Annotated in this window: 18 protein-coding genes; 15 read left to right on the plus strand and 3 right to left on the minus strand. The window is 32.7% G+C overall.

The window, feature by feature from the left end:
* The first annotated feature begins 141 nt into the window (after positions 1 to 141).
* The 3 genes from EV196_RS02560 (at position 142) to EV196_RS02570 (ending at position 3,271) form a co-directional block, all read left to right on the plus strand.
* Positions 142 to 876: a TerB family tellurite resistance protein gene (locus EV196_RS02560; protein WP_132214574.1), complete on the plus strand. Its 735-nt coding sequence runs from the start codon at positions 142 to 144 to the stop codon at positions 874 to 876.
* Between the two features lie 107 nt (positions 877 to 983).
* Positions 984 to 1,523, plus strand: a complete 540-nt coding sequence (locus EV196_RS02565; protein ID WP_132214576.1) for an RNA polymerase sigma factor — start codon at positions 984 to 986, stop codon at positions 1,521 to 1,523.
* Between the two features lie 11 nt (positions 1,524 to 1,534).
* Positions 1,535 to 3,271, plus strand: a complete 1,737-nt coding sequence (locus EV196_RS02570; protein WP_132214578.1) for an energy transducer TonB — start codon at positions 1,535 to 1,537, stop codon at positions 3,269 to 3,271.
* 61 nt (positions 3,272 to 3,332) lie between these two features.
* Here EV196_RS02570 and EV196_RS02575 read toward each other — a convergent pair whose 3' ends face one another.
* On the minus strand, positions 3,333 to 3,521 hold the full coding sequence (locus EV196_RS02575; protein ID WP_132214580.1) for a hypothetical protein: 189 nt from the start codon (positions 3,519 to 3,521) through the stop codon (positions 3,333 to 3,335).
* A gap of 199 nt (positions 3,522 to 3,720) precedes the next feature.
* Here EV196_RS02575 and EV196_RS02580 point away from each other — a divergent pair, with 199 nt between their 5' ends.
* Together EV196_RS02580 and EV196_RS02585 are read left to right on the plus strand one after the other, a co-directional pair.
* Positions 3,721 to 4,173: a DUF1569 domain-containing protein gene (locus tag EV196_RS02580; RefSeq protein WP_132214582.1), complete on the plus strand. Its 453-nt coding sequence runs from the start codon at positions 3,721 to 3,723 to the stop codon at positions 4,171 to 4,173.
* 43 nt (positions 4,174 to 4,216) lie between these two features.
* Positions 4,217 to 5,626, plus strand: coding sequence for a DUF4403 family protein (locus EV196_RS02585; protein WP_132214584.1), 1,410 nt, complete (start codon positions 4,217 to 4,219; stop codon positions 5,624 to 5,626).
* Between the two features lie 68 nt (positions 5,627 to 5,694).
* On the opposite strand, the gene EV196_RS02590 is transcribed toward EV196_RS02585, so the two are convergent.
* The gene (locus EV196_RS02590; RefSeq protein WP_132214586.1) at positions 5,695 to 6,339 is read right to left on the minus strand and encodes a porin family protein; all 645 of its coding nucleotides are present in this window, start codon (positions 6,337 to 6,339) and stop codon (positions 5,695 to 5,697) included.
* Positions 6,340 to 6,544: 205 nt separating this feature from the next.
* Here EV196_RS02590 and EV196_RS02595 point away from each other — a divergent pair, with 205 nt between their 5' ends.
* On the plus strand, positions 6,545 to 7,654 hold the full coding sequence (locus EV196_RS02595) for a T9SS type A sorting domain-containing protein (protein WP_132214588.1): 1,110 nt from the start codon (positions 6,545 to 6,547) through the stop codon (positions 7,652 to 7,654).
* 19 nt (positions 7,655 to 7,673) lie between these two features.
* Here the strand turns inward: EV196_RS02595 and EV196_RS02600 are convergent, their stop codons facing one another.
* On the minus strand, positions 7,674 to 8,687 hold the full coding sequence (locus tag EV196_RS02600; RefSeq protein ID WP_243652157.1) for a S66 peptidase family protein: 1,014 nt from the start codon (positions 8,685 to 8,687) through the stop codon (positions 7,674 to 7,676).
* A gap of 174 nt (positions 8,688 to 8,861) precedes the next feature.
* On the opposite strand from EV196_RS02600, the gene metG reads away from it, so the two are divergent.
* The 9 genes from metG to EV196_RS02640 all read left to right on the plus strand — a co-directional run bounded on the left by metG (position 8,862) and on the right by EV196_RS02640 (position 17,742).
* A complete protein-coding gene (gene metG / locus EV196_RS02605; RefSeq protein ID WP_132214592.1) occupies positions 8,862 to 10,961 on the plus strand; it encodes a methionine--tRNA ligase in 2,100 nt (699 codons plus the stop codon).
* Positions 10,962 to 11,069: 108 nt separating this feature from the next.
* The gene (locus EV196_RS02610; RefSeq protein WP_132214594.1) at positions 11,070 to 11,588 is read left to right on the plus strand and encodes a ferritin; all 519 of its coding nucleotides are present in this window, start codon (positions 11,070 to 11,072) and stop codon (positions 11,586 to 11,588) included.
* A 431-nt stretch (positions 11,589 to 12,019) separates the two neighbouring features.
* A complete protein-coding gene (locus EV196_RS02615) occupies positions 12,020 to 12,490 on the plus strand; it encodes a lipocalin family protein (RefSeq protein WP_132214596.1) in 471 nt (156 codons plus the stop codon).
* Positions 12,491 to 12,496: 6 nt separating this feature from the next.
* A complete protein-coding gene (locus EV196_RS02620; RefSeq protein WP_132214598.1) occupies positions 12,497 to 13,201 on the plus strand; it encodes an OmpA family protein in 705 nt (234 codons plus the stop codon).
* Between the two features lie 105 nt (positions 13,202 to 13,306).
* A complete protein-coding gene (locus tag EV196_RS02625) occupies positions 13,307 to 14,149 on the plus strand; it encodes a helix-turn-helix domain-containing protein (RefSeq protein WP_132214600.1) in 843 nt (280 codons plus the stop codon).
* 91 nt (positions 14,150 to 14,240) lie between these two features.
* Positions 14,241 to 14,402, plus strand: a complete 162-nt coding sequence (locus EV196_RS19810; protein WP_165876081.1) for a hypothetical protein — start codon at positions 14,241 to 14,243, stop codon at positions 14,400 to 14,402.
* 115 nt (positions 14,403 to 14,517) lie between these two features.
* Positions 14,518 to 15,066, plus strand: a complete 549-nt coding sequence (locus EV196_RS02630) for a carboxymuconolactone decarboxylase family protein (protein ID WP_132214602.1) — start codon at positions 14,518 to 14,520, stop codon at positions 15,064 to 15,066.
* Between the two features lie 51 nt (positions 15,067 to 15,117).
* Complete coding sequence (locus tag EV196_RS02635; RefSeq protein ID WP_132214604.1) at positions 15,118 to 15,504, plus strand: cupredoxin domain-containing protein; 387 nt, start codon at positions 15,118 to 15,120, stop codon at positions 15,502 to 15,504.
* A 111-nt stretch (positions 15,505 to 15,615) separates the two neighbouring features.
* Complete coding sequence (locus tag EV196_RS02640) at positions 15,616 to 17,742, plus strand: Tex family protein (protein ID WP_132214606.1); 2,127 nt, start codon at positions 15,616 to 15,618, stop codon at positions 17,740 to 17,742.
* Positions 17,743 to 17,745: the final 3 nt, after the last annotated feature.

Here is a 17,745-nt window from a genome sequence, read left to right on the forward strand (position 1 = left end):
TTTAGTAACTAGTCGTATTAAACAGCTCCTGCTTACAAATCAACAATAAACGACTCGACAATAAACTTCAACGTAACAAATCATTAAAAAACTCGACTAACAGTAGTATATTTGAAACCTATTTAAAATAAAGAAGATTACATGAGTTTTTCAAAGTGGATTGGTGCAGCCTTAGGGTGGTCGTTTGGTGGACCCATTGGTGCTATTTTAGGTTTGGCACTGGGTAGTGTTATAGATGGTATGTCTAAAGGAACGGTGGTTTATACAAATAACCCAAAACAACGCCCACAAACGCAACCTGGCGATTTCGAAGTAAGTTTACTCATTTTAGCCTCTATAGTTATAAAAGCCGATGGTAAACAAGACCAACGAGAACTGGACTTTGTACGACTTCAGTTTGTTAGTATGTATGGTAAGGAACGGGCTAATAATGCCTTTAAGTTATTTAAAGAAATAAACAAACAACAAGATATTTCAACGAGGCAAGTGTGTTTGCAAATAAGACAAATGATGCAACATGCTTCACGCTTGCAACTTATACACTTTTTATTTGGAATATCGAATGCCGATGGCGCAGTAACCGAAGATGAAGTTGCCCAAATTTACACTATGGCAGGTTATTTAGGAATTAGCCATAACGATTACGAGAGCATCAAAGCCATGTTTTATAAAAGCACCGATAGTGCTTACAGAATATTGGAAATTGATAAAACGGCAACTAACGATGCCATTAAAAAAGCCTACCGTACTATGGCGAAAAAATACCATCCAGATAAGGTGATTCACTTAGGAAAAGAACATCAAAAAGGCGCTGAAGAAAAGTTTAAGCAAGTACAAGATGCCTATGATCAATTGCAGAAAGAGCGAGGGTTTTAAAATTTCTGCCTTAGCTGAAATCTCATTCAATTAACTTAAAATTTATTTTTTTGAAATAATTTAGGAGACCTTTTTGAAATTTGACCATTAAGTAATAAACCAGTTTTATGAATGATAAACAAATTTTAGAACTTTTTCAAAATGGTCAACGTGAAAAAGCTTTTTCAAAACTATATGGTTTATACCCGAAAATTGAAGCTTTAATTCTATCAAAAGGCGGAAAAAAACAAGATGCTCACGATGTTTTTCAAGAAGCCTTAATTATATTGAACAGAAATCTGGAGAAATCAGATTTCAAACTAACGGCTTCATTTTATACCTATTTATATTCTGTATCCCGATTTATTTGGAAGGATACACAAAAAAAATTTTCAAAAGAAGAATTAAATAATTTCGAAACAACTGAAATTGAATATTTCCATAGTGTTTTAGAAGAAAAAAAATACCAACTCGCCGAACGTGCATTTCTCGAATTAGGAGCACGATGTCAACAACTTTTACAACTGTTTTACAGCAAAGCCATGCCTTTTAAAGGCATTGCCGAAGTGATGCAATTTAAATCTGAAAAAATTGCAAAAAACCAGAAGTACAAATGCTTAGAAAAAGCTAAAGACATCTATCAAACTATTAAAACAGTTCAATCTTAATTCGGAAAATCATGGAAAATCATATTCAAAATATAGAGTCAATTAATAATTATTTAAATAAAACGCTTTCAGAAACTGAAGTTATAGATTTTGAAATCCGTTTAGAAAATGATTCAGAATTCAAAGATCTTTATGAAAACCATATTGTTTTTTTAGAAGGATTAAAACGCCAAAGTTTAAAAGGTGAAATAATAAAAGGGAAACAGCGGTATATTAGAAATAAATGGTTTCGATATTTAGGGATTTTGATAGCTGTTTTGGTAATTCCAATAGTAATTTATAGTAGTTTGAAAACTTCTAATGTTGAAGAAACTGATGTTCAGCCAGAAGAAAATACCAATATAGTTTTAGATACTATTTTTCCTAAAAACGATTTGCATGAGGAAATAATAATAGATACTTCAAAAGCAACTATTGAAACAGCTGTAGATGAAGTTGCCTCAAAAAAAGATATCACTAAAGTTGAAATTCCTAAAAAAGCAGCTCAAAAATTCACTATTGATACTTCAAAAGATATAACTCTAACATGTAAAGAAGGTACTAAACTGGTTATTAAAGCCAATTCATTTAGTGATCAAAATAATAAAAATGTTACTGGAAACGTAGATTTAGAGGTTACCGAATATTATAAGGTTTCCGATATTCTTTTTGCCAATTTAACTACAAAATCTGATGACAAACTTTTAGAAACTGGAGGTATGCTTTTTATTAAAGCTAAAAAGGATAATTTAGATTTAAAACTAAAAGAAAACACAAGTATTGAAATGTCTTTTCCAACGGCTAACAAAAAAGAAGGCATGCAGCTTTTTTCTGGAGTATGGAAAAACGATGAAATAAACTGGCAACTTCAAAATGAGTTAATTGAAAAAGTTGTGACACCAATAGAAGAAGATGTTGAGGTGCCTTTTGCCGTTATAGAACAAGTTCCCATCTACCCAGGTTGTGAAAATTTAACTAATTCAGAGGCAAAAAAATGCACAACAGAAGCTATTAGTAAATACGTTCAATCAAATTTTAATACTGAAATAGCCAAAAACCTAGGTTTAACAGGTAGGCAACGAATTAATGTAATTTTTAGAATCAATCAAAATGGAAATGTTATTGATGTGAGATCAAGGGCTTCCGATCCTGACTTAGAAGATGAAGCCAATAGAGTTATTACATCGTTACCAAAAATGCAACCTGGAAAACAAAGAGGTAGAGTTGTTACGGTACCTTATTCATTACCAATTATTTTTGAGGTTGAAGGTGGACCACAGTTAACAGCTAAAGTTGGCGGTGATTTAAGAAAGGATAAACAAATTCTAGATTCCTTAAATAACAAAAGGTTTGAAGATAGATTAACAGGTTTGGATCGCAAAAATGTTACGGCATCGGAAGTAAATAGATATATCTTAAGAACATCAAACTTAGGTTGGATAAATTGTGATAGATTCAATAGTAGCCGTCAACGGATAAAATATAAACTCAAAATTAAAAATGATACTGACGTACGTATTGATATGGTTTTTAAGTCTATAAATTCGGTATTGACGAGTTACAGAAGCGGCAATATTTTTGATTTTGATATGATTCCGAAAAATGAAGATGTTGTATTAATTGCTGTAAAAAAAGATAATAATAAGTTCTATTTAGACGTTGTTGAAACCACTATTTCCGAAAATCCAAATATAGAATTAAGCTTTAAAGAAGTAACGCTTACTGAATTGAAAGAGCAAATAAAAAAACTTGATAAATTATTCAAATAGTAAAAGTTAATTTAAACAAATAGAAGTTGCCCATTAGGAATTTTAAAAAAAATTTGTGATTTTAATGGTTGCCAATGGATGAAAAATAAAAAAACACACCAGAAAGTATTACGGCAACAATTAATAGTACCAATACTATAATTACAAATACCCCAGTTTTTTTAGTAATGCCATCTTTTTGGAAAATGTAATTCTTTTTCTTGCTTTCTGGATCTTTTACTAATTCAAAATCTTCTTTATCTTTTTTCATGGCCTCTTTTTTAATCATTTAATACAAAGATGGAACGCTTATCGCCTATTTGCTTTACACTATTTCTTGTTTTTTTTACAAAACTTTCACTTGTAATACACTAAACTCAATTTAAAACCTAAATATTTAGTATTTAAGAAGTTTCAAACTAAGATTAAAATAAATAAATTGCAGCTCGTTTAAAACTAAAACATTTATTATGATAAACATTTTCGACATTAACGAAGCCAATACCGTTATTCAACGAATAAACAATCTTAAACCAGATGCATCACCATTATGGGGCAAAATGAGTGTTGATAAAATGTTGGCGCATTGTAACGTTACTTACGAAATGGCGTTTGAAGATGTTCACCCTAAACCAACTGGTTTTAAAAAAACCTTGCTAAAACTATTTGTAAAGCCTATTGTTGTAAGTAAAAAACCATATAAGCGAAATAGTAGAACTGCTCCAGAATTTATAATTCACGATTCTAAAAATTTTGAATTGGAAAAAGTAAGACTCATTAATTATATTCTGAAAGCGATAAGTTTAGGTGAAGATTATTTTGACAACCGTGAATCTCTTTCTTTTGGAAAACTTACTAAAAACGAATGGAACACCATGTTTTACAAACATTTAGACCATCATTTAAATCAATTTGGTGCTTAAATATTAAGTTTTTAAGTACTTATAAACTCTAACATTTTATTAAATGGCTAAATGTGCTTTGTTTTTTGCATTAGTAACGCTCTTTATTCTTAATACTTCCTGCGCTACCAAACAACAGTTAATCACTTTAAAACCAGAGCCTGAAGAAACAGCTCCTTTGGTATTGGAGCATGTACCATCGTTTATAAATGTTCCGGTAAGCGTGAATTTGAAAGATATTGAATATCAAATAAATACCATTTTAAAAGGTTTGATTTATGAAGATAAAGTCATAGAAGATGATGACATTGAAATAAAGGTTTGGAAACAAGCCCCCATTACCATTCAGAATAATCGTGCTTCAAACAACGAACGCATTAAAACAATGCTCCCTTTAAAAGCTATTGTAAAATACAGAATTGGCACCCAAACTATGGGTGTAGATCTTTATAAAACCAGCGAATTCAATTTAAATGGGGTTGTTACCTTAGTTAGCGATATTGGTCTGTCCAACTGGAAATTAAAATCAAAAACACGTATAACCAATTTAGAATGGACTGAAAGCCCATCGATGGTGGTGTATGGTAAAAATATACCTGTGACTTATTTGATAAATCCAGCCATAAAAATTTTTAGAACAAATATTGAAGAAAGCATAGACGATGCCATTGAAGCATCTATGGATTTTAAACCAAATGTGCTTGAAGCCATCGAAAAATTAACCGTCCCTTTTAAAATGAACGATGATTACGAAAGTTGGCTAAGAATAGTGCCCATAGAAATTTATAGTACCGATGCACAGTTAAAAAACGATAAAGTACTACTTCAAATGGGTATGAAATGTAATATGGAAACCGTAATTGGTCAAGAACCTGAGCCAAAATTTGATGCTAAAAATATTGTATTGAAACCAGTTACTAAAATGCCAAATCATGTTACTTCAAATATCATTGCCATATCCACATATGAAGATGCATCAAAAGTTATGACCAAAAATTTTGCAGGTGAAGAATTTAGTTCTGGCTCTAAAAAAGTAACTGTAAAAAAAGTAGATATTTGGCACAAAGAAGGCCATATGGTTATTGCGCTCGATTTACAAGGTTCGATAAACGGCACCATCTATTTGGAAGGTATGCCACAATACGATGCCTTAAAGAAAGAAATTTATTTTAATGATTTAGATTATGTTTTGGACACCAAAAGTAAATTGTTGCGTACTGCAAATTGGTTGGCAAAAGGCTTAATACTTAGTAAAATTCAAGAAAATTGCCGCTATTCCATTCAGCCTAATTTAGATGAAGGCAAGCAAACCATGTTAAATTATCTTAGTAATTATTCGCCAATTCCAGGTGTTTTTGTAAATGGAACTATGGAAGACATCAATTTTCAAAAAGTAGAATTAACCAACAGCGCCATTTTAGCTTTTTTAAAGGTGAAGGGTAACATAAGTGTTACCGTTGATGGTTTGAAGTAACTATAATAAAAAAGCAAATGCCCGTCAAAACGAGCACTTGCCATAATATTTTCTATGCTAAACCTAATTTAGTTTAATTGCATGCTTAAATACAAACTAAGGTTGCTATTTTTCCCATCAGGAATGGTGTAAGTTTGTCCAGCAACCGTTCTTTCTTTTCCAACGGTTGATAAACCATAATTATATCTTAATCCAATACCAAAATTGTTAAAATCGAAACCAACACCTGCGGCTACACCAGCATCAAATTTATTAAAATCGTCGTTATCATAATTATCTTCAAAATCGAAACTTCCACTGTCCGATTCATTTGTTACCTGGGCGTCAACTAAATAAGCAAAATAAGGACCAGCATGTACACTAATATTTTTAGCTAAATTAACTTTTAGTAAAACCGGTATTTCAATATAATTTAGTTTAAATTTCGCTGTACCCGAAAGAAATGCATTATCATAAACCAATTCCGAACCTTTTCGAGAATATAATAATTCGGGTTGAATGGCAATAAAATCGGTGATGGGAAACGATGTGTAAATACCAGCATTGAAACTGGTTAGCACATTATTATCATCTACTTCATCGGTATATAAATTTGAAAAGTTAGCGCCACCTTTTATACCAAATTGCGGCCCATCGTTAACTTGCGCATTCGATGTTGCTGTAAATCCGAATACTAAAAGAAGTGCTATTGAAATTTTTCCTATGTTTTTCATAATTGTATGTTTAAAATTTTACCATACAAAGATGAGGTAGTTAGAATTTTTCAGCGTTACAACTTTTTATTGATGTCTTATAGAATTTCCATTTTATAAGTGCCAATGGTAATGAAATTATAAAATTGTTTAAATTGCATTAAATTGATACTATATTTATTTTGAATGTAAAAAAAAATAGTCCCATACTTAACCACCTATAATAATGAAAGGATACATAATTTTATTATCACTAATCCTTTTTTTAAAAGTAAATTCTCAAGAAAGACCTTTTTATATTGGTCATAGTTTGGTGAATAGCAATATGCCAAAAATGGTAAACGATTTAGCCGTTGATGCTGGCCTTACTACAAATTATGGTATTCAAATAATAAATGGTTCGCCTTTACAATGGAATTACAATAATGCCGCTAGTGCAGAAGGCACCCCTTATACAACTGCTTTTCCTAATGGAAATTTCAATAATTTGGTAGTTACAGAAGCTGTGCCTTTGCAAAACCATTTAACATGGAGTGATACATATCTATATGCAAATAATTTTTACAATTATGCCAAAAACAACAACAATAATAATCCTGTAAAATTCTTTATTTATGAAACTTGGCATTGCATAAATACAGGGTTAACTGGCTGTGAATACGACAATTCAGCCAATAGCAACACGCTTTGGCACCCAAGGCTTCAAGCCGATTTTTCTTTATGGACAGGCATTGTAGATTATGTTAAAAACGAAAATCCTACCGATACAGATATTTGGATGGTTCCTGCAGGACAAGCGTTTTACAATTTAACCACTCAAATAAATAATGGTAACGTTTCAGGAATTACAAGTTTTACAGATTTGTTTGTGGATGATATTCATTTAAATAACAAAGGAAATTATTTCATTGCATGTGTTATGTACGCCACTATTTTTAAACAATCGCCTTTTGGTTTAACAACAAATATAAATAATACTTATGGCTCAGCATTTACAGATATGCCAACTCAGGCACAAGCAGAGATAATGCAACAAGTAGCATGGAATACAGTTAGTACTTTAAGCACATGGACGGGTGTTTCAACGTTGTCAAACAATTCATTCCATAAATCTACAATTTCTGTTTATCCAAGCCCTTCAAATCATTTTATAACCATTGAATTGCCTAATGTTTTGAAAAACGAAAAGGTGAAAATATACAATACTTTAGGTCAGCTTATTGAAGAAATTCCATTGAAAAGTCCTTCAGAAGAATTAAATATTTCCCATTTAGCTGGTGGGTTGTATTATTTAGTAATTAATAATTATGAAGTTGTTAAGTTTGTAAAAAACTAAGATATTTATGAAATCTATTTTAATTTTGAAAAATAACTTTAGATTTCTCTTTTTCAACAACTAATTCAACCATTCTCCCCAAAATCAAAGCACGATTATCTTTTTCATGGCCTGCAGGCATATTAAAAGCAATTGGGAAATTGTATTCAGCCAAAACATCTAAAATAAGTTGTTGTACCGGTACGCCCCATGCGGTCGTATTTCTTCTAACTTTAGTGATATCGCCTACCAAAACGCCTTTACAATTTTCAAAATAACCAGCACGTTTTAGGCTTTGGAGCATGCGGTCTATATGGTATTCATATTCGCCAATTTCTTCAATAAATAATATTTTACCAGAAGTTTCAATACTGGTTTTCGAGCCTAACATGGTGTGTAGTATGGTTAAATTGCCACCAACCAATTGTCCTGAAGTGGTGCCTGTTTTATTGTATTTAGAACCTTCCAAAGTATAGGCTAAAGGTTTGCCAAAAAGGGCGTCTTTAAAGGTTGAAATAGTTTCTGAAATAGTACTATTGTCGTCTTGTAAACTAGTACACATCATGGCATGCAAGCTTTCAAAACCTTCATTATGAACTTGGTTATGAAGCGCTGTAATATCAGAATACCCTATAACCCATTTCGGGTTTTTCTTAAACTTTGAATAATTTAATTTATCTAAAATCCGAACGGTTCCGTATCCACCACGAGCGCACCAAATAGCACTAATTTTAGAGTCGTCCATAGCTTTTTGTAAATCTTCAGCACGTTCGGCATCTGTTCCAGCAAAATGATTATTTTGGTTAAACACATTTTTTCCAACAACAGCATGCAAACCCCAACTTTTAAGTAAGTTTTTAGCTTGTTCAACTTCCGAAGTTCTATTTCTTAAAACGCCCGAAGGCGCAACAATGGCAACCGTGTCGCCAGCTTTTAAATATGGTGGACGCATTAATGTAGTGGTTTTAGTTGTATTGTTTTGTGCTGTAATCGTTATGTTTCCACAGAAAAAATTAGCACAAAGTAGAATTGTAAATAAAGTGATTTTAGACATGATGTAAATGTACATTTTTTTTCAATATAGCAGTCAAAATGTGTACTTTTACGGCTTCAAAATGATACGTCATTCCGAGTAAAGCATGGGAATCTGTTTGTTAGGAGTTTCAATTAATGAGATTGCTTCGTCGCATACTCCTCGCAATGACGGTAACATATAATTTTTAGATTGATGAACAAACCGAAAAGATACACCATAACTTCTGCATTACCGTACACAAACGGCCCTATTCATATTGGACATTTAGCAGGTGTTTATGTGCCAGCAGATATTTACGCACGCTACTTACGCTTAACAGGAAACGATGTGGTTTTTATTGGCGGAAGTGATGAACATGGTGTGCCCATTACCATTAAAGCAAAAAATGAAGGTGTGTCTCCGCAAGATGTGGTTGATAAATACCATGCGATTATAAAAAAATCGTTTGAAGAATTCGGTATTTCGTTTGATAATTACTCACGAACTTCGGCCAAAATTCATCATGATACCGCTTCAGAATTTTTTAAAACACTTTACGATAAAGGTGATTTTATTGAAGAAGTTACCGAACAACTATACGATGAAAAAGCAAATCAGTTTTTAGCTGATCGATTTGTAACGGGAACTTGCCCAAAATGTGGCAATGAAGAAGCTTATGGCGACCAATGTGAAAAATGCGGTACCAGTTTAAATGCCACCGATTTAATCAATCCAAAATCGGCATTAACAGGTAATGTACCTACTTTAAAAGAAACAAAACACTGGTTTTTACCTTTAGATAGATATGAAGCTTTTTTAAGAGAATGGATTTTAGAAGGCCACAAAAAAGATTGGAAACCGAATGTGTACGGACAAGTAAAATCGTGGATTGATGATGGTTTACGTCCACGTGCTGTAACCCGCGATTTAGATTGGGGAATTCCCGTACCAGTGCCAGGTGGTGAAGGCAAAGTGCTTTACGTTTGGTTTGATGCACCTATTGGCTATATTTCTTCTACCAAAGAATGGGCAGAACGTGAAGGTAAAGATTGGGAGCCATATTGGAAAAGTGACGATACCAAATTGGTTCACTTTATAGGAAAAGACAATATTGTTTTCCATTGCATCATTTTTCCAGCGATGTTAAAAGCGGAAGGAAGTTTCATTTTACCAGAAAATGTGCCAGCTAATGAATTTTTAAATCTAGAAGGCAACAAATTGTCAACCTCTAAAAATTGGGCGGTTTGGTTACCAGATTATTTAAAAGAATTTCCTGGTCAGCAAGATGTGTTGCGCTATGCCTTAACAGCTAATGCACCAGAAACTAAGGATAACGATTTTACTTGGAAAGATTTTCAGGCAAGAAATAACAATGAATTGGTTGCTATTTTTGGAAATTTCATTAATCGTGTTGTTGTTTTAACTCAAAAATATTATGATGGCATTGTACCTGCGCCTAATGAATTTTCACAGGTAGATGAAGAAACTTTGGCTGCCGTAAAAGCATATCCAGAAGTTATTTCAAGTTCTATTGAGCGTTACCGTTTTAGAGAAGCACAAACAGAACTTATGAATTTGGCACGACTTGGAAACAAATATCTTGCTGATGAAGAACCTTGGAAAATGATAAAAGTTGATGAAGCACGTACAGAAACCATCATGTATGTGGCACTTCAAATAGCAGCAGCTTTAGCAACGTTAAGTGAACCATTTTTACCATTTACTTCTGCAAAATTAAAAGGTATTCTTAATTTGAAATCGAAAGAAAATAATGGAAACGTTAGTCATGCTGAGCTTGTTGAAGCATCTCAATGGAGCGATGTTTCAATTAAGGAAGTATTACTTCCAATAGGTCACAAAATAGGCGAAGCAGAATTACTATTTTCTAAAATTGAAGATGAAACCATTCAGTTTCAATTAGATAAATTAGAAGCCAGTAAAAAAGCAAACGAAGCTGCAAACAAAACAGTGGAGCCTCAAAAAGAGACCATTACGTTTGATGATTTTACAAAACTTGATATTCGTATTGGTACCATTTTAGAAGCTGAAAAAATGCCAAAAGCTAAAAAATTATTGGTTTTAAAAGTAGATACGGGTATTGATGTACGCACCATCGTTTCTGGTATTGCCGAAAGTTTTACACCAGAAGAAGTGGTTGGTAAAAAAGTAACCGTTTTGGTAAATCTTGCTCCCAGAGAGTTAAGAGGTGTAGAAAGCCAAGGCATGATTTTAATGACTGAAAATGCAGAAGGTAAATTGGTGTTTGTAAATCCAGACGACCCAAATGTTTCAAATGGTTTGCAAATAAGTTAATGTACCGGTTTAATTTTAATTAAAACTGAAGTTTTATAACATTATTATTACTTTTTTGATACTTGAATACGCTAAGAAATTTATTAACTTTACAAAAAACGTATAATTATGTTATCAAAAAATATTGAAAAAGCGCTAAACAATCAAATTAAAATTGAGGCTGAATCTTCTCAAATTTATTTAGCCATGGCCTGTTGGGCAGAAGTGAAAGGTTTAGAAGGTGTTGCTGGTTTTATGTACAAGCAATCGCAAGAAGAACGCGACCACATGCTTAAATTAGTTAAATATGTGAACGAACGTGGTGGACACGCCCAAGTTTCGGCGCTTGCTGCACCTAATGTTACCTTCAAATCGTTTAAAGAAATGTTTGAAGAATTGTATAAGCATGAAGTTTTTGTTTCAGAAAGCATCAACGAGTTAGTGCATATCAGTTTACAAGAAAAAGATTATTCTACCCATAACTTTTTACAATGGTACGTTGCCGAACAGATTGAAGAAGAAGCAATGGCACGCACCATTTTAGATAAAATAAATTTAATTGGTGACGATAAAGGTGGCCTGTATCTTTTTGATAGAGATATATTAAACTTAACTGTTAGTACAGCAGCTACCGTACCAGCACAATAATTTTAACATTTAATCTTATTTAGATTCAATAAAAATAGCATACATTTGCCCATGTAATTTATTTACTCATAATCTCTTGGGCAAAAAGAAGCAAAAAAAAGCACTAAAAAAACTTAAAAAGGCAGGAATAATACTTCCTAACAAAGTTAAAAGTAGTTGCTGTGAAAAATACAAAAAGAAGGAAGATAAGCGTTGTGGAAAATGCCCTTGCTTCGATTTAGTTAAAAAAGTAGCCTAGTTTATTCAAAGACTATCATTAATATAATTTAAAAAACAGACTTTCTTCATGAAGGATCTGTTTTTTCTTTTTAGAACAAATCTGTTTTGTCGTCCAAATACAAAAATGAAAATTTTATAATCAAATTGGATAATAATGTAATAGAAAACTAAAAACTCTGTCGCATCTTTGTATCATTAAAAATCTAATATTTATGAAAAAATTAATTCTATTGTGCGTTGCAATAACTATTTTAAGTTGTGGAGCTTCTAAAACTGTTAGGGTTTCAAAAAAAGTTATTAAGGGCGATTGGGTGTTAAATTCAATTACATACAATCAATCAGGAACATTTAACGCAACCTTGTTAAACGATGCTTCTAAAGCCTGTTTTGAAGGTAGTACTTGGCAATTTGTTCCAAATAATAATACAGGAGTTTACTCTATTAATGATGCCACTTGTGCTACAGGAGAGAGATATTTTGTATTTACCATTCAAGAAGTGGATGCAGAAACGGGTTTGTATGACTTCTTGTTAAAACCTACGGATGAAAAACACAAATCGGAAACCAATCAAGGGTTTAGATTGAAACTTTCAGCATTGTCTGATACCGATATGCAGTGGCAACAATCAGTAAATGTGGGCGGTAGTCCACTAACTATTAACATGAATTTTTCTAAAAACTAAAAAGAAATGAAAACAATTATAAATAAAGCAGGAATATTATTTTTTACAGTGGCAATAGCCATAAGTTTAACTAACTGTAAATCGGTACAAAACGCAAATAATAAACAAAAAGGAGCCGTTATAGGCGCTACTGGTGGCGCTTTATTAGGAGCCATTTTAGGCAATAATTTAGGTAAAGGTGGTAATGGCGAACTAGGTGCTGTTATTGGCGGTGTAGTAGGTGGTGGAGCAGGTGTTCTTATTGGAAACAAGATGGATAAACAAGCCCAAAAAATTGAAGAAGAAATACCTGGCGCACAAGTAGAACGTGTTGATGATGGTATTGTTGTAACTTTTGATGAAACTAGCGGTGTGTATTTTGATACGGCAAAATATAACATTAACGCAGCATCTCAAACCACTTTAAATAAGTTAATAGGGGTATTTCAAGAATATCCAGACACCAATTTATTAGTAGTTGGTCATACAGATAGCGTAGGGTCTGAAGAATCAAATATGACGCTTTCTAAAAACAGAGCCAATGCTGTTACTAATTATTTAACTTCAAAAGGCATTTCTAGTGGAAGATTAACAACCAATTGGTTTGGAGAAACACAACCCATCCATGATAATGCTACTGCAGAAGGACGTGCAAAAAACAGACGTGTTAACATCGCCATTTTACCAAATGAAAAAATGATTCAAGATGCGGAAACACAAGCTGGAAAATAATTATTTTTCAATATAAATTTTACAAAACTCGTTTTCAGACTAAGTTTGAAAACGAGTTTTTTTTTGCATCTGTAATGTTTAGAAATATAATTAGACAAATTACAAATGCAAGAAATATTTACAGAGTTCTCCACCAATGCCACTTTAAAAATAGGCAACGAATCACTTTTAGAATCTTACAAAGTACCAACACAAACGGGTTTATATACGTTTATAAAAGTCAATCAACACAAAGCTGAAATTCTAGTAGATAATATTCCTTATTCTATAAGCCCAAATAGTGTTTTAGCCTTAACGCCTATTCAATATTTTAAATTTGTAGAAGGTAAAGATTTAACTGTGTATCAATTTAACCGTGAGTTTTATTGCATTAAAGACCACGACCAAGAAGTTAGTTGTGCCGGACTTTTGTTTTTTGGAAACCTACACATCCCTATTATAGAGTTAAATATAGAAGAACAACGAAAATTTAAAACGCTCCACGAAGTTTTTATTGATGAATTTGAAACCAAAGACACCATTCAAGCAGAAATGCTTCGTATGCTCATGGCGCGCTTTATTATTATGAGTACGCGTTTATTAAAGGCTAAAGAAGGTTATCTTGAAATTTCAAAAGACAAAAAACTAGATTTATTACGTGAATTCAATTTATTGGTAGAATCGCATTTTAAAACACAACACAGTGTTTCTTTTTATGCAGATTCACTTTATAAATCTCCTAAAACCCTATCAAATAATTTCGCTAAATTAAACACAACGCCGTTACAAATAATTCACGAACGCATTGTACTTGAAGCAAAGCGGTTATTAATGTATACCGATAAAACCGCAAAAGAAATAGCCTACGAAGTTGGTTTTGATGATGCTTCACATTTAAGCCGATTATTCAAAAAAAATACCTCTTTAACACCTTCCGACTTTAAAAAAACATTAAAAACAACACTTTAGGGAAAAATTGACAACACCTAGGGAATTCTATCCATTTTATACCCTTCCCTTTTAGTACATCTTTGCATTGTATAATTAAAACAACAAAATTATGAATGTAAAACATGTATCCATATTCAATTTAATTGAAATATTTAGAGGAAGTAGAAAGGTTGCACTTAAAACCATTACTGAAAAAACACATTGCGAACAAAATCACTTAACCGATTTTTATTGCGATGCAGAAACTCCTTATGTGTCATTAAAAATATAACTTAAAGTTATTTAGGGAAAAATTGACAAGCTAAAAGGAAATAATTACATGGTGTCACTTTAATAACCGTCGCACCTTTGTACCAAGAAAATTAATAATAAAAACAAATAAAACAATGAGCACATTTAATGTACCAACAAGAGAAGAAGTAAGCGAAAATAATCAAGCAATTTTCGATAACTTAAGTAAAGCAGTAGGCTTTGTACCAAATTTATATGCAACCTATGCACATAGTGAAACCGCTTTAGAAAATTATTTAAATTTTGCAAATGCTAAAACATCCTTATCTGCTAAAGAAAAAGAAGTGGTGAATTTAGCTGTAAGTCAAGTTAATAACTGTGTGTATTGTTTATCTGCACATACAGCCATTGGAAAAATGAATGGTTTTACCGATGAACAAATACTAGAATTAAGAGCTGGTAACGCTTCTTTCAACACAAAACTAGATGCTTTAGCACAGTTAGCTAAAAATGTAACGGTTAACCGAGGAAGAACCGATGCTAGTGTTTTGGAAAACTTTTTTAACGCTGGGTATTCAAAAGGTAATTTAGTGGATGTTATTTCATTAGTAGGAGACAAAACCATTTCAAATTACCTACACAGCACCACACAAGTACCAGTAGATTTTCCAGTAGTTGAAGAATTATTAGTGGCTACAGTTTAATAATAAAAACAATAATAAACCAGAGTAAAAATCTCTTAAAAACAAAAACACATGAAAAAAATAATTTCAATTTTAGTATTAGCATTAGTTTTCACATTAAACACGAATGCACAAGATAAAATGATGGATAAAGCAGTAAAAACAGTTGCTTTAGAACAAACAAAAGGTGAGTTTAAACAAAAATCTTTAACATTAAATGAAGGTGTTTATATTTTTGAAGTGACAAACAATCATGCAGCTAAAGAGGTAGGTTTAGTTTTAGTTCCTAAAGGTAAAGATGCCAGCAATCCTGAAAACCATATAAAAACGGCTTACGTAACCACAACGGTTAAAGATGGTAAAACCGAGAAAACAAATGCAACAACATTAACAAAAGGGGAATATGTGTATTTCTGCCCGTTAAATCCAACGCCACAATACACACTTACAGTTAAGTAGTTTTTTAATTTGATTAATAGCAAAAAGGTTGCCTATAAAAGGGTAACCTTTTTTGTTTTATGATCATTTTAAGTGGAACTTTATTAAATTCGCAGCAACTATTTATAAACAATGAAAGCACTTACTACTTATATTATTTCCCAAACGAAACTTCCTGAAGTTTCAGTAAAAAACACCATTGAATTATTAAATGAAGACTGCACCATCCCCTTCATTTCCCGCTACAGAAAAGAGCGCACCGGTAATTTAGATGAGGTTCAAATAGGTGATATAGTAAAGTTTAAAGAGCAATTTGAAGCTTTAGAAAAACGAAAAATAGCCATTTTAAAAGCTTTAGAAGAACAAGGTGTTTTAACGCCTGAATTAAAACAAAAAATTGAAGCTACTCTAGACTTAACAACCCTTGAAGATTTATATTTACCCTATAAAAAAAGCAGAAAAACCAAAGCAGAAACGGCGAGACAACATGGTTTGGAACCGTTGGCAAAAATAATCATGTCTCAAAATGCGAACGATGTCGAATCGATAGCTTTTAAGTATGTAAAAGGTGAAATCGCTTCGGTTGAAGATGCTTTGGAAGGCGCACGCCATATTATTTCAGAATGGATTAACGAGCGCACCGATATCAGAAACAACATCCGTCAACAACTAGAACGTTTTGCTATGATTTCCACGAAAGTGGTAAAAACAAAAGCGGACGATGAAAATGCACAAAAATTCAGAGATTATTTTGATTGGGAAGAATCGTTAAGCAGAATTCCATCGCACAGATTACTCGCTATTTTAAGAGCCGAAAGCGAAGGTTTTATAAAAACAAAAATTCAAATAGATGATGATAAAGCTCTAGATAAAATTGAAAGCCGAATCATTCGTTCAAATAACGAGTGTTCCGAGCAAATTCAAATCGCTATTCAAGATGCTTACAAGCGTTTGCTATTGCCTTCGTTAAGTAATGAAGCGCTTCAAATAGCAAAAACAAAAGCCGATGAATCTGCTATTTCGGTATTCGCTAAAAACTTAAAACAGTTATTATTGGGTTCGCCATTAGGTGAAAAACGCATTTTAGCCATCGATCCTGGGTTTCGTTCGGGTTGTAAACTGGTTTGTTTAGATGCGCAAGGTGGTTTGTTGTATAATGAAACTATTTACCCGCATCCACCACAAAACGATAGTATGGGTGCCATAAAAAAAATAAGTTCGTTAACCGAAGCTTATAAAATTGAAGCCATTGCTATTGGAAACGGTACAGCATCACGTGAAACCGAAGCCATTATAAGAAAAATTCATTTTAAAAATGAGATTCAAGTATTTGTAGTAAGCGAAGCGGGTGCGAGTATTTATTCAGCTTCAAAAATTGCTCGTGATGAATTTCCTAATTACGATGTGACGGTGCGAGGTTCGGTTTCTATTGGTCGACGTTTGCAAGATCCGTTGGCAGAATTGGTTAAAATTGATGCTAAATCCATCGGCGTTGGCCAGTATCAACACGATGTGGATCAAACCAAACTTAAAAAAGAGTTGGATGTGGTGGTTGAAAGTTGTGTAAATGCCGTTGGCGTAAACATCAATACAGCGAGTGCAAGTTTATTAAGTTATGTATCGGGTATTGGCCCAAAACTAGCAGAAAATATGGTGTCTTATAGAGATGAAAATGGCGCATTCACTTCTAGAAATGATATTAAAAAAGTACCACGCTTGGGCGGAAAAGCTTTTGAACAAGGCGCCGCTTTTTTAAGAATAAAAGAAGCTAAAAATCCGCTGGATGATTCGGCAGTACATCCTGAACGTTACGATTTGGTTAAACAAATGGCAAAAGATTTAGGCAAAAGCGTTCAAGATTTAATAGGAAACGCTGAAACACTTAAAAAAATAGATTTAAAAAAATATTGTACAGAATCTGTTGGCTTGCCAACGCTTCAAGATATTATTAAAGAACTTGAAAAACCAGGATTGGATATTCGAGAACAAGCTAAAGTGTTCACCTTCAATCAAAATATAAAAAAAATTAACGATTTGCACGAAGGACAATTACTCCCGGGTATTGTAAATAACATTACCAATTTTGGCTGTTTTGTAGATGTTGGAATAAAAGAAAGTGGCCTCATTCACGTATCGAATTTATCGGATGGTTTTGTTAAAGATGTGAACGAACATGTAAGCCTTCACCAACAAATTATTGTAAAGGTTTTGGAGGTTGATGTTCCGCGAAAGCGCATTCAATTAAAATTACATACATAGATC

The sequence above is a fragment of the Mariniflexile fucanivorans genome (assembly GCF_004341235.1).
Classification (GTDB): Bacteria; Bacteroidota; Bacteroidia; order Flavobacteriales; family Flavobacteriaceae; genus Mariniflexile; species Mariniflexile fucanivorans.